The following is a 12,365-nucleotide window of genomic DNA, read 5'->3' as shown; positions in this document are numbered from 1 at the left end:
CCTATGCTCGGTGGCGACAGCATGGGCTGACTACCTGGGGTAATAAAGATGAATGAATACGGATCCACCGCCAACGCGATTGACGGCGCGATAGAGAAAGCCTTACGCGAAAAACGATTGGTTGGTGTGGTCGTTTTGGTGGCGCAGGGCGGTGAAATCGTTTATCGACGCGCGGCGGGCATGGCGGATCGCGAAGCCGGCCGGCCGATGGCGCTCAATACGCTGTTTCGTCTGGCCTCGGTGTCCAAACCGATCGTGTCCACGGCGGCGCTGGCGTTGATGGCGCAAGGCGCCGTGCGGTTAGACGATCCGATCACGCGTTGGCTACCGAATTTTCGTCCGCGACTGGCGGATGGCACCCAACCGTTGATGATGTTATGGCATTTGATGACCCACACCGCCGGATTAAGCTACCGATTTTTCCAGCCGGAAGGGGGATTCTACGCTCAGTCGGCGGTCTCCGACGGTATGGATGACGCGTCCGTCAGCCTGCAGGAAAACGTGCGGCGTATTGCCTGCGCCCCTTTGCTGGCTCCGCCCGGCGCGGCGTGGCGCTATTCTATCGCCACCGATGTGTTGGGCGCGGTTATTGAACAGGCGAGCGGCCTGCCGCTGGCGCAGGCAGTAAAAAAATGGGTGACCGGGCCGCTGGCGATGACGGATACCGACTTCCTGGCGGTGGACGCCGCGCGCCTGGCGGCCGCTTACGCCGACCATCCCGGTGGGCCACGCCGCCTGCGCCAACCGGATCGTTTACCGTTCATCGATGGCAGCGCCGGTTTTCTTCTGTCGCCGGCGCGAGCCTTGGATCCGCAGGCTTACGCTTCAGGCGGCGCCGGTATGGTCGGATCGGCCGAGGATTTCCTGCGCTTGCTGGAAGCGTTGCGCCAGGGAGGAAAGCCGGTACTGCCAACCGAGTGGGTGACGGCGCTGACCACCAACCAAATCGGCGATTTAACGATGCCGTTTTGGCCAGGGCGCGGGTTTGGCCTGGGCATCACCGTGCTGAAAGATCCCGTCGCCGCACAAACGCCGGAGTCCGTAGGCAGCTGGCGGATGGGGGGCACCTATGGCCACTCGTGGTTCGTCGATCCTGCCCGGCAGCTCAGCGTGGTGGCGTTTACCAACACGGCGCTGGAGGGGATGTCCGGCGCCTTTGTCGGCGAGATTTGTCAGGCGGTTTATGCCGCGACGGGAGCGAGGTGATGGGTCTGATGCCACCGATTTTCTTCCTCGCGCTGGGGCTGTTCGGCGTTTACTGCATCGAGTTCGGCGTGGTGGGCATTTTGCCGCTGATCATTGCACGGTATGGCATCTCCACGGCGCAGGCAGGCTGGCTGGTCGGGATCTTCGCCCTGACCATTGCGCTGCTCGGGCCGCTGTTGGTGCTGTTGGCGTCGCAATTCAATCGCAAACGCATGTTGTTGATCGCGTTGACCGTGTTTGCGGCGGCCAGCGCGCTGTCCGCCCAGGTGGACAGCTTCTCCATGCTCATGCTGCTGCGCATTGTGCCGGCGTTGTTTCATCCGATCTATTTTTCACTGGCCATGGTGGCGGCCGCGGCGCTTTATCCGCCGCATCAAGCTACCAAAGCAACCGCTTATGCGTTCATCGGCACCAGCATGGGCATGGTGCTGGGGATACCGCTGACGCAATGGATCGCCGGACAGTTCAGCTATGAAGCGTCGTTCAGGTTCTGTGCCTGGGTGAACCTTCTGGCGGCGCTGGGATTGCTGTGGCGTTTGCCTGATGCGGCCGTACAGCGCCTCAGCTATGGCAAACAGTTGGCGATACTGCGCAGCGGTACGCTGTGGCTGAATATCACTACCTGCGTGCTGATCTTTGCCGCCATGTTTGCCGTCTATGCTTACGCGGCCGAGTACCTCAGCCGCGAAATCGGTCTCAGCGGCGGCGTCATCGGCTTTCTTCTGGTGGCGTTCGGTGTGGGCGGTGTCGTGGGCAACCTGTTGGCCGGCAGATGGCTGAGCCGCCATCGTGCGCTGACGGTGCTGCTGCATCCGATAGCCTTGATTGCGGCTTATGCGCTGCTGTATCGCTATGGCAGCGTGAATATTGGCTCGATGACGGCGCTTTGCCTGTATTGGGGAGCGGCGCACACCAGCGGTTTGATTGTCACGCAGATTTGGCTGACCTCCGAAGCCCCGCAAGCGCCGGCGTTCGCCACCGGGCTGTATATCGCCTTTATCAATCTGGGCGTGGCGCTGGGCTCGCTGGCGGGCGGCGGGTTTATTACCGCGTGGGGGCTACAGGGCAGCCTGCTGTGCGGAGCCTTGTTCGCCGCGCTGGCGGTGATTACGATCGCCGCCAGGCTGCGGTTGCAGCGGCAGGCTACCGTTGCGTTGCGTCGATCATCGCCATCACCTGCCGGAACATCGCGCTTTCCGCATCCGCCAGCTCGTTGACCAGCGTAAAGTGATTGCAGTGACGGTCGGCCAGCAGCTGGACGTCGAGGCCATGCGCCAGGCAAGCGTCATAATAGGCCTGCGTCTGGTTTTTGAAACCTTGCGTTTCCCGTTGGCCGACGTCGAGCAGGATCTGCGGCGCATGGTCTTTCGCCGGCAGTAAAAACAGCGGGCTGAGGGTTTGCGCCTGCTCGGGCGTCAGGTGCAACCAGTCGTTGATGTAGATATCGCACAGCGGGCGCAGATCGTAGAGGCCGCTCAGCGCCAGCGCGCCTTTGATCGCGTCGGGCGGCAGGCGATAGCGTTGCTGCCAACCGTCGGCGATCAGCATGCCGCACAGGTGACCGCCGGCCGAACTGCCGCTGACGAAAATGCGCGCCGGATCGATGCCGAACGGCGCCCCGTGATGATAGAGCCAGGCGACGGCGCTGCGCACCTCATGTACGATCTCCGCGAGCGTCGCTTCCGGCGCCAGCGTGTATTCCAGCGTGGCGACCGCCACGCCGCGGCGAGCAAACGCGGCGGCCATCGAACAGGCTTCCTCTTTGCGCTGTGAATGCCAATAGCCGCCATGAATAAAGATCAGCAGCGGGGCGGGTTGTGCGCTGGCCGGGAACAGGTCGAGGCGCTCGGCGGCGCTCATGCCGTAGCGCAGATCGTAAATGCCCGGCGTCTGGGCCTTGGCGCGCTGGGCCAGCGCGGCGTATTCCGCCATGCAGGCGTCAAAATCCTCCACCGAAGCGCGGGCATTGTATTGCACGGCGCGTGCGTTCAGGTCTTCAAACGTCAGATCGATGTTCATGCGTTTCTCCGGATTGTTATGCGTTATGTCTTCATCATCATCGTCCCACAGGCGAAAAGATGTTTGATCGCCGGTGCGCACAATTGCGGCTTCTCCATTGCTGTTATCTGCTGTATATTGCTGTTTTATGCTTTTTACGGCGGAATAAGCCCATGCACAAAGCGGCACGACAGCGCCATTTACTGGATTTGCTCAGCGAACGCGGGCAGGCGGCGGTGGCGGAATTGGCCGGCGCCATCGGCGTTTCGGTCGATACCGTGCGCCGCGATCTGGCCGATCTCGAGCGGCAAGGGTTGGCGCAGAAAAATCACGGCGGGGCGATCGCGCTCGAACCGTCCGGCATGCCACGTCAGGCGCGCGCGGCGCTGTTGCCGCAGATCAAGCAGCGGCTCGGCCGCGCGGTGGCTGCGCAGATCCCGCCCGGCAGCACCCTGATGCTGGATGCGGGCAGTACGCTGTTGGCGGTGGCGCAGGCGTTGCGCGGCCCGGCGACGGTGATCACCGCTTCGCTGGATATCGCGCAGTGCCTGAGCGACAGGCCGGAGATTAACCTGATCCTGCTTGGCGGCCAGTGGGATGTGCGTCAGCGGCTATTTGCCGGCAGCGCCACGCTGGCGTTGCTGGCGCGCTACCGCGCGGACATCGCCTTGCTGGGCGCCTGTGCGGTGCATCCCCAGCTGGGACTGAGCGCCGGCGAAGAGGCCGATGCAGAGGTCAAACGCGCCATGTTGGCCAACAGCGGCGAGCGCTGGCTGGTGGCCGACCATATGAAACTGGACCGCTGCGAGCCGCATCACGTTGCGGATCTGGCGCAGATCCAACGTCTGTTTACCGATCGCCCGTGGGACAACCTGGACGAACAATCATTGATTGAACTTTGTGTCGTCGCCGACGACCGCTAGAGGAGAACACTGATGAACGATACTGCTCGACCGTTGCAGGTGGCGCTGATTGGCTACGGCTTTGTCGGCAAGGCGTTTCACGCGCCGCTGATTAACGCGGTGCCGGGGCTGGAACTGAGCGTGGTGGCTTCACGCGATGCCGCCAAGGTGCATGCCGATCTGCCGCACGTGCAGGTGATCGCCGATCCGCTGGAGGCCATCCGCCGGCCGGAGGTGGATTTGGTGGTGATCGCATCGCCGAACGACACCCATGCGCCGCTGGCGCTGGCCGCACTGGAGGCGGGCAAGCACGTGGTGGTGGATAAGCCGTTTACGCTGGATTTGGCGCAGGCGCGTACGCTGATTGCGGCGGCGGAAAAACACGATCGCCTGCTGTCGGTATTCCAGAACCGCCGCTGGGACAGCGATTTCCTGGGCGTGAAGCAGGTGATCGAACAGGGGCTGATCGGCAAGGTGACGCACTTTGAGTCGCACATCGATCGTTACCGCCCAGAAGTGCGGGTGCGCTGGCGCGAGCAGAACCTGCCGGGCAGCGGGCTGTGGTTTGATCTGGGGCCGCACATGGTCGATCAGGCGCTGCAGCTGTTCGGTTTACCGCACAGCGTGCAGGCCAACATCGCTACGCTGCGCCCCAACGCGCAGATTAACGACTGGGCCCACGTGGTGCTCAACTACCCGACGCACCGTGTGATCCTGCACGGCAGCATGCTGGTGGCGGGCGGCGTCTCACGCTTTACCGTGCACGGCGAGAAAGGCAGCGTGGTCAAAGCGCGCGCCGACGGGCAGGAGAGCCAACTGCTGGCTGGCGTGACGCCGGGCTCGGCGGAGTGGGGCAAAGACGACGATGCGATGAGCCTGTTTATCGGCACGGAGCCGGTGCGTACGCTGCCGACGCCGGATGGCGACCAGCGTCAATATTACGTCCAGGTGCGCGACGCGCTGCGCGGCGCCGGCAGCAATCCGGTTACCGCACCGCAGGCGCTGGCGGTAATGGCGGTGCTGGAGGCGGCCACCCTGGCGGCGGAAACCGGTGTGACTCAGCCGTTGCCGCTCACCGAGGCGGAAATCGCCGCCTGGTAACGGCTCGCATCAGATAAGGCGTCAGGCGCATGGATACAGTGCACGCCGTGCGTCTTCCGCCATCCTACCCCCTGACATAGGCTAATCCTCAGTCTATGTCAGGAGTGCTTATCATGTTATCCCATCCTTCGCCGCAGGGCGTCCGCGGCATACTGGCCGCACTGTCTTTGAGCATGCTGCTGTCATCGCTCGGCATCAGCATCGCCAATGTCGGGCTGCCGGCGCTCGCCACCGCGTTCCATGCCTCGTTCCAAGCGGTGCAGTGGGTATTGCTCTGTTATTTGCTGGCCGTCACCACCTGCATCATCGGCATCGGCCGCTTGGGCGACAGCCTCAATCGCCGCCGCCTGCTGCTGGCGGGCATCGCGCTGTTTACCGCCGCTTCGTTGGCTTGTGCGTTGGCTCCGCAGCTTTGGCTGCTGCTGGCGGCGCGCCTGGCGCAGGGGCTGGGGGGCGCAGTCATGATGTCAATCGCCATGGCGCTGGCGGGCGAGGCGCTGGGCACGGAAAAAATCGGCCGCGCGATGGGGCTGCTCGGCACTATGTCGGCCGTGGGCACCGCGCTGGGGCCGTCGTTGGGCGGCGCGCTGATCGTCGGTTTCGGCTGGCGGGCGATGTTCCTGATCAACCTGCCGCTGGGGCTGCTGGCGCTGTGGCTCGCCTGGCGATACTTGCCGAATGGGCCGCGCGCGGCAGCGCCCCCGGAACCGTTCGATCGCGCCGGTACGCTGCTGCTGGGCGGCGCATTGCTCTGCTATTCACTGGCGATGACCCTTGGGCGCGGCAATTTTGGCTCGCTCAACCTGGCGTTGATGCTGGGGGCGCTGTTGGCGGGGGCGCTGTTCATCGGTGTGGAACGCCGCGCCGTATCGCCGCTGTTGGCGCCGACGCTGTTCCGCCATCCGGCCCTGACGGCGGGGCTGGCGGCCAGCGCGCTGGTGATGACGGTGATGACCGCCACGCTGGTGGTCGGGCCGTTCTATCTGTCACGCGCGCTGGGGTTAAGCGCTGCGCAGGTCGGGCTGGTGATGTCGGCGGGGCCGGCGGTGGCGATCCTGACCGGCATACCGGCCGGTTATCTGGTGGATCGTTTTGGCTCGCAGCGCATCGCCCAGTTTGGGCTGGCGGCGGTGGCCGCCGGGGCGGCATTGCTGTCGTTGCTTAACCGCTGGGGCGTGCTCGGCTATATCGCCCCCATCGCGCTGCTGACCGCCGGCTATGCGCTGTTTCAGGTGGCCAACAACACCATGCTGATGAAGGATCTGTTTCCTGAACGGCGCGGGCTGATCGCCGGCATGGTGAACCTGGCGCGCAATCTCGGGGCGATCACCGGCGCTTCGGCGATGGGGGCGCTGTTTTATCTGGCTTCGCAGCAGGTGGCGGGTACTGCGGCGGCGGCCGCGGTTGACGGCATGCGGGTGACTTACGGCGTGGCGGCGCTGTTGGCGCTGGCTGCGTTGCTCATCGCCTTCGGCGGCCGCCGACGGATGCTGCGTTACGATGCGCGCTGAACCGCGTAGCGTTCTTGCACGAAACCATTGTCCGACTGGGTGACGGCGAGCAGGCGCAGGCGCTGCTCCGGGCCATCGGCGCCGAACAAGGGAATGCCGCCACCCAGCAGCAGCGGCACGCGGGTCATCGTCAGTTCGTCGATCAATCCGGCCTGCAAGAAACGCTGTACGGTCTGGCCGCCGTCGATATACAGGTGACCGCAGCCTTGCTCGGCCAACTGCGCCACGATGGCCGCCGGTTCGCCATTCATCCAGCGAACGTGGCCTGTCTCGTGCGGCGAGGGCGGCTGCGTCGACAGCACCACCACCGGCAGGTCACCATAGGGCCATTCGGGAAAGGCGCGGACTTTTTCATAGGTATGGCGCCCCATTACCAGTGCGTCGATGTCGGCGATAAATGCCTCATAACTCAGGCCGTTTAGCAACGAAACCGCGTACTCGGGGCGCAGCAGCCAGTCGATGTCGCCGTCCGCGCCGGCGATGAATCCGTCTACGCTGGTGGCGATATAAACCGAACATTTCATCAGGCGAGATCTCCCCGGTACACCACATGGACCTTGTTGCCGTCGGGGTCGCGCAGGTAAGCGCCGTAATAGCCCTTGCCGTAATGCGCGCGTTCGCCGGGCTCGCCTTCACTGCTGCCGCCCGCCAGCAGGCCAGCAGCGTAGGCGCGTTTAACCTCCAGCTCATCGGCGGCGAGAAAGGCCAGCATGCTGCCGTTGCCAGCGCTGGCTGGCTGCCTGTCGAAGGGTTGGTAAGCATAGAAACGCGGCAGCGTTTGGCCCGGCTTCACCCAGCAGCGGGCAGCGGGACCGCCGTCCGGCGTCACTTCCCGCCGCTGTAATCCCAGCGGCAACAGAATGGCGTCGTAGAAGGCGGCGGCGGCGTCCAGATCGCTGACGCCGACGGTAATATGGCTGAACATGGCGCTTCCTTTCCGAAGAGAGAGTATGAACGCAAACAGTAGCAGCGATATTGCAGAATGGACAGACCGTAACGGAGGATTCGGATTAGGGACGCGCGCAGGAGCAACGCGCGCTTCACAGTAGGCGGAACAGGCAGCCGCTCAATTGCTTTCGACGCGTGGATTGGCGTGAGTCGGCTGGCTGGGATAGTCAACCTGATGCTTGTGCAGATAATCGCGGATCAGCTGGCGTACCACCTGGGAAGGAGTGACGTCCTGCTGTAGGCACAGTTCTTCCAGAGCTTTCTTCTTGTCCGGGTCAATCAGCACCGTTAGCCGCGCCGTTTTCTTTTCCATCAGGATCCTCCAGAGAATGATAACTGAATGATAATACCACGTGGACGAAGCGGCCAGCCAGACCGCGTCGCCGCTCGTCTTTAGCGGAAATGCAGCCGCTCTATTTTGCGTGACAGGTAGCCGAGTTCGCAGTTGAACAGCTCGCCGCTGCCGGCGGCCAGGTTGCGCAGCGCGCTCAGCGGCAACGTCACCTGGGCCGGCGTGGCGTAAATGATCACGTTGCCGCTGGGGGCGACGCAAAACAATACGGTGCCGAATATCCGGTGCAGGCTGTGGTACAGCAGGCTGTTTTCGTCGGGCAGATCGTGGTAATTCAGCACCAGCCAGCCCCCGTCGTTCAGCCGCGCGGCGCAGTTTTCCAGGAATGTCTGGGTGCCTTGCTGCGGATCCATGGCGAACGCCGAATAGAGATCGGAGAAGATCAGATCGTAACGCGTCTCGGCGGGCGGGCGCACAAAGTCCATGGCGTCGGCGGTGCGCAGGCTGATGGTGTCGGTGGCCGGCAGCGTGAAATAGCGGCGTGCGACGGCGATCACCGCAGCGCGCAGCTCGACGACGTCGAGGCGCATCGCCGGATCGAGCGCGTGCAGCGCACGCAGCAAGCTGCCGCCGCCCAACCCCAAAATCAACGCCGAGGCCGGCGGCTGCCAGGCCACCGCCATCAGCATCGCTTTGATGTAGTTGTGGATCGGCTGCGCGGGGTTGCTGAGGCTCATCTTGCTCTGTTCGCAGATGCCGTCAAACCGCAGCGTGCGGTAGTCCTTGTGGTCGGAAACGATGATTTCGCCCCAGGCGTCGGTTTCGCGAGCGATCACCTGGCCGCGCGGAGAGAAATCAAGGGTTTTGAGTAAGCTGTCAACCAGAGACATGGTATTCGCAGGGCTCCTTCGGCAAGCGGCCTATTTACGGGCGCACATGAAATCGGCGGTGCAAATGCGCTGGCCATCGATGCTGGCGCGGCCGGTAAAGCGGGCGATCGCCCCGCGGCGGCGCACAAAGGCCACCTCCATCAGCACCTGATCGCCGGGGCGGGCGGCGCGATAAAACCGCGCACGCTGAATGGCCGCAAAATAGTAATGCTCCCCCTCGTTTAGCGCCCCGAGATAGTAATGCGCCAGCAGACCGGTGCTTTGCGCCAGCGCTTCCACCAACAGCACGCCGGGAAAACCGGCGAAGTGCGCGTGGCCGTTCCAGAACGTCGGCTCATTGGCGGTGATGTTCTTGATGGCGCTCAGCCTCCCTTCGGCAATGCAGGTGCCGGCGGGCAGCACGCGATCGACCAACAGGCAGGGATAACGATGAGGCAAAATCGCCTGAATATCGTTGAATTGCAGGGGGTGACCAGTCAATGGCATGAGAGAGCGTGATCCTGTCTGCGGCGAAACCGGTGCAAGGGCCGGCGTTCAGTCCATGATGAGTGTAATAACATTATAATAAAATTATCATCAGATGTGCCAGATGAAAAAAACGACGGCGGGGAAACAGGCGAAGAAGGGCGCGTGAGGGAGGCACCCGATCCTGACGACCGGGTGTGGCAGTACGTTTTAGTGCTTGGAGCGGGTCACTTTATCCAGGTAGCCCATCACGAAGGCGGACAGCACAAAGGTAAGGTGGATGATCACATACCACATCAGCTTGTTGTCCGGCACGTTCTTGGCGTCCATAAACACCCGCAGCAGGTGAATGGAGGAAATGGCGACGATAGACGCGGCGACTTTGTTTTTCAGCGAGGTGGCGTCCATTTTGCCCAGCCAGCTCAGTTTTTCTTTCCCTTCGGTGATATCCAGCTGCGAGACGAAGTTTTCATACCCGGAGAACATCACCATCACCAACAACCCGCCCACCAGCGCCATGTCGACCAGCGACAGCAGGGTCAGGATCAGATCGGCTTCCGCGACAGAAAAAATGTTGGGCAGGACGTGCAGGATCTCCTGAAAAAATTTGATCGACAGGGCGACCAGGGCCAGTGAAAGGCCGAAATAAACCGGTGCGAGCAACCAGCGGGAGGCGTACATCGCGTTTTCTAGCAAGCGTTCCATCATAAAATTGTTTTAAATGCGTGGCAAAAAGGGCGCTCAGTATAGCGCAGGTGACCCGGGCGAAATCAACCGGTTGCGTTATCCGAGCGCCTATCACGGCGCGGATCAGGCTGTTGCACGCAAAGAGTGGCGCGTCATGCGGATCAGCAAAGCAACACCCGCCGCGGCCGTCGTCAGCGCCACTACGCCCGGCCATCCCAGGTGTTCCAGTACGCGGCTGCCCAGTGCGGCGCCGGTGGCCATGCCGATGAATACCAGCGTGAACAGAATGGCGTTAAGGCGGCTGCGGGCAGCCGGATCGAGGCCGTAAATAATGGTCTGGTGCGCGATCAGCGTGGCCTGAATGCCGAGATCAAACCCGATGGCGCTCAGCGCAATCAGCCCCCATTGCGCCGATTGCGGTAGCAACGGCAGTAAAAACATCAGGGCGAAAGAAACCGTTACCAGCGCAGCGCCGATTTTAGTGACGGCGTCTGGGCCGTATCGGTCAGCCAGACTGCCCGCCAACGGTGCCGCCAGTGCACCCGCTGCGCCGGCCAGGCCGAACGCGCCGGCGACTGCGCTGCCCAGCTGATAGCGATCGGCCAGCATCACCGCGAGCGTGGACCAGAAGGCGCTGAAGGCGACGGACAAAAAGGCCTGAGACAACGCCGCGCGCCGCAATTCAGGGTAGGTGGCCCAAAGCCGGCTCATCGAACGCAGCAAGGCGGGATAACTCAGCGTGCTGTGTGGCTGAAAGCGCGGCAAAGCTCGCCCTATCACCAGCGTGATCGGTAAAACGGCCAGCGCGGCTAACGCATAAACGCTGCGCCAGCCGAAATAATCGGCGACCAGCCCGCTGAACACGCGCGACAGCAAAATACCGGCCAGCAACCCGGTCATCACGGTGCCGACGATTTTACCGCGTCGGGCATCAGGAGCCAGAGCCGCGGCGGCGGGGATGATGTCCTGCGCGACGGTGGCGGCCAGGCCGAGCGTCAGGCTGCTGAGCAACAGCAGCGAAAAAGAGGAAACCAGGCTGCACAACAGCAGCATCATGGCCAGCAGCACGCCCTTCACCAGAATGATCCCGCGGCGATCGTGGCGATCGCCCAGCGGCGCCAGTAACAGAATACCCAAGGCATACCCCAATTGGGTCAGGGTCGGTACGAATCCGGTATCGCCAACGCCGACATGGAAGTCGGCACCCATGACGCTCAACATCGGCTGACTGTAGTAAATAGAGGCGACGCTAAGGCCGGCGCCGGTGGCCAACAGGAAAACGGTTTTGGCGGAAAGCGCACCGCCGGTGGGTGAGAGGCTCATTCGATAATTCCTGACAAGGTGGATGTGCGGCTATTTTTGTCTTGAATGCTATCGGCGGGTAGACCCGATATGGGTAGAACTGTTATACGTAATGCGTATGAATAAAATTAATTTACCCAACGGCGACCGTATAATACTGCTGCAAACCCTGGTGCGTATTGTCGAGAGCGGGAGCCTGTCGGCGGCGGCGCAGCAGCTGGGCACCTCGCAGCCGACCATCAGCCGACGTCTGCGGGCGTTGGAACAGCTGTTGGGCACCAGGTTGATCCAACGGTCGACGCATGCGCTCCATCTTACCGATGACGGCGAACGCTGCTATCAGCAAGCGCGCGGCTTGCTCGCGCAATGGCAAAGCCTGGAAGATGCGCTGCGCGGCGCGCGCGACGAACCGGTTGGCGCACTGCGCGTGCGCGCTCCGCACGCCTTTGGGCAGGATCAGCTGATCGGGCCGCTCGGGGAGTATTTGCGGCGCTATCCCCAAACCAGCGTGGAGTGGACGCTGAACGACCACTCTCCCGATTTCATTTCCGAAGGCGTAGACTGCGCCATTCACGTTGGCGCGGTGACCGATCCTTCGGTGGTGGCGGTGCTGTTGGCGGAAGTGCCGCGCAGCACGGTGGCGTCACCCGCACTGTTGACTGAACGACCGGCGATCGTCGATCTCGACGATTTGGCATCATTGCCGTGGCTGGCGGTAAACAGTTTTTATCGCAATGAGGTCGTCCTGACCCACGCGACCAGCGGCGAGCAGCGGCGTTTCGACATCGCACCCAGGTTGAGCACCGACAGCCTTTATGCGGCGCGTAAAGCGGCGCTGGAAGGGCTGGGCGTAGCGATCGTGTCGTCTTGGGTGGTGAAAGAAGAGTTGGCGCAAGGATCTCTGCAGACGCTGTTGCCCCTGTGGCGAGCCGAGCCACTGCCTATCTACCTGCTGTATCCCTACGCCAGCTATTATCCCGCGCGTTTACGCAAATTCATGGAAATGATGAAAGAAACGTTGCCGCGCATTATCGGCGCGCAGCCGCCGACGGGGCGCTGACGG

At 62.7% G+C, this 12,365-nt stretch carries 14 protein-coding genes; 6 read left to right on the top strand and 8 right to left on the bottom strand.

Features of this window, described 5'->3' with window-relative positions:
• Positions 1-48: 48 nt before the first annotated feature.
• Positions 49-1,206, top strand: coding sequence for a serine hydrolase domain-containing protein (locus ACJ8J5_RS06300; RefSeq protein WP_141998031.1), 1,158 nt, complete (start codon positions 49-51; stop codon positions 1,204-1,206).
• Positions 1,206-2,423 carry an MFS transporter gene (locus ACJ8J5_RS06295; RefSeq protein WP_406903289.1) on the top strand — a complete coding sequence of 406 codons (1,218 nt, stop codon included), beginning with the start codon at positions 1,206-1,208 and terminating at the stop codon, positions 2,421-2,423. Before ACJ8J5_RS06300 ends, ACJ8J5_RS06295 begins: the two co-directional genes overlap by 1 nt.
• On the opposite strand, the gene ACJ8J5_RS06290 is transcribed toward ACJ8J5_RS06295, so the two are convergent.
• Entirely contained in the window at positions 2,350-3,225 is an 876-nt protein-coding gene (locus ACJ8J5_RS06290) for an alpha/beta hydrolase (protein ID WP_406903288.1), read from the bottom strand. The two genes, ACJ8J5_RS06295 and ACJ8J5_RS06290, sit on opposite strands and share 74 nt — an antisense overlap.
• A 152-nt stretch (positions 3,226-3,377) precedes the next feature.
• Between ACJ8J5_RS06290 and ACJ8J5_RS06285 the strand changes: the two genes are divergently transcribed.
• The 3 genes from ACJ8J5_RS06285 (at position 3,378) to ACJ8J5_RS06275 (ending at position 6,718) form a co-directional block, all read left to right on the top strand.
• Positions 3,378-4,127: a DeoR/GlpR family DNA-binding transcription regulator gene (locus ACJ8J5_RS06285; protein ID WP_025302798.1), complete on the top strand. Its 750-nt coding sequence runs from the start codon at positions 3,378-3,380 to the stop codon at positions 4,125-4,127.
• A 12-nt stretch (positions 4,128-4,139) separates the two neighbouring features.
• Positions 4,140-5,207: an oxidoreductase gene (locus ACJ8J5_RS06280; protein ID WP_025302799.1), complete on the top strand. Its 1,068-nt coding sequence runs from the start codon at positions 4,140-4,142 to the stop codon at positions 5,205-5,207.
• A 113-nt stretch (positions 5,208-5,320) separates the two neighbouring features.
• Positions 5,321-6,718: an MFS transporter gene (locus ACJ8J5_RS06275; RefSeq protein WP_147823780.1), complete on the top strand. Its 1,398-nt coding sequence runs from the start codon at positions 5,321-5,323 to the stop codon at positions 6,716-6,718.
• Here ACJ8J5_RS06275 and ACJ8J5_RS06270 read toward each other — a convergent pair.
• From ACJ8J5_RS06270 to ACJ8J5_RS06240, 7 genes are all read right to left on the bottom strand, one after another.
• Positions 6,703-7,242, bottom strand: a complete 540-nt coding sequence (locus tag ACJ8J5_RS06270; protein ID WP_188016062.1) for a dihydrofolate reductase family protein — start codon at positions 7,240-7,242, stop codon at positions 6,703-6,705. The two genes, ACJ8J5_RS06275 and ACJ8J5_RS06270, sit on opposite strands and share 16 nt — an antisense overlap.
• The gene (locus ACJ8J5_RS06265) at positions 7,242-7,643 is read right to left on the bottom strand and encodes a VOC family protein (protein ID WP_025302802.1); all 402 of its coding nucleotides are present in this window, start codon (positions 7,641-7,643) and stop codon (positions 7,242-7,244) included. The genes ACJ8J5_RS06270 and ACJ8J5_RS06265 overlap by 1 nt, the downstream gene beginning before the upstream one ends.
• Positions 7,644-7,784: 141 nt before the next feature.
• Complete coding sequence (locus ACJ8J5_RS06260) at positions 7,785-7,979, bottom strand: ribbon-helix-helix protein, CopG family (RefSeq protein ID WP_004928567.1); 195 nt, start codon at positions 7,977-7,979, stop codon at positions 7,785-7,787.
• Positions 7,980-8,059: 80 nt separating this feature from the next.
• Entirely contained in the window at positions 8,060-8,848 is a 789-nt protein-coding gene (locus tag ACJ8J5_RS06255) for a spermidine synthase (RefSeq protein ID WP_049204011.1), read from the bottom strand.
• Positions 8,849-8,878: 30 nt separating this feature from the next.
• On the bottom strand, positions 8,879-9,334 hold the full coding sequence (gene fabZ, locus ACJ8J5_RS06250) for a 3-hydroxyacyl-ACP dehydratase FabZ (protein ID WP_025302804.1): 456 nt from the start codon (positions 9,332-9,334) through the stop codon (positions 8,879-8,881).
• 189 nt (positions 9,335-9,523) lie between these two features.
• A complete protein-coding gene (locus ACJ8J5_RS06245) occupies positions 9,524-10,018 on the bottom strand; it encodes a TIGR00645 family protein (protein WP_025302805.1) in 495 nt (164 codons plus the stop codon).
• A gap of 105 nt (positions 10,019-10,123) precedes the next feature.
• Positions 10,124-11,323, bottom strand: a complete 1,200-nt coding sequence (locus ACJ8J5_RS06240; RefSeq protein ID WP_025302806.1) for an MFS transporter — start codon at positions 11,321-11,323, stop codon at positions 10,124-10,126.
• A gap of 97 nt (positions 11,324-11,420) precedes the next feature.
• Here ACJ8J5_RS06240 and ACJ8J5_RS06235 point away from each other — a divergent pair, with 97 nt between their 5' ends.
• Positions 11,421-12,362: a LysR family transcriptional regulator gene (locus ACJ8J5_RS06235; protein ID WP_414104507.1), complete on the top strand. Its 942-nt coding sequence runs from the start codon at positions 11,421-11,423 to the stop codon at positions 12,360-12,362.
• Positions 12,363-12,365 lie beyond the last annotated feature (3 nt).

It is taken from the genome of Serratia sp. CY43202 (assembly GCF_052168755.1).
GTDB classification, from domain to species: Bacteria; Pseudomonadota; Gammaproteobacteria; order Enterobacterales; family Enterobacteriaceae; genus Serratia; species Serratia bockelmannii.
Note: the sequence above shows the minus strand (reverse complement) of the source record. Positions and strands in the feature narration are given on the sequence as shown.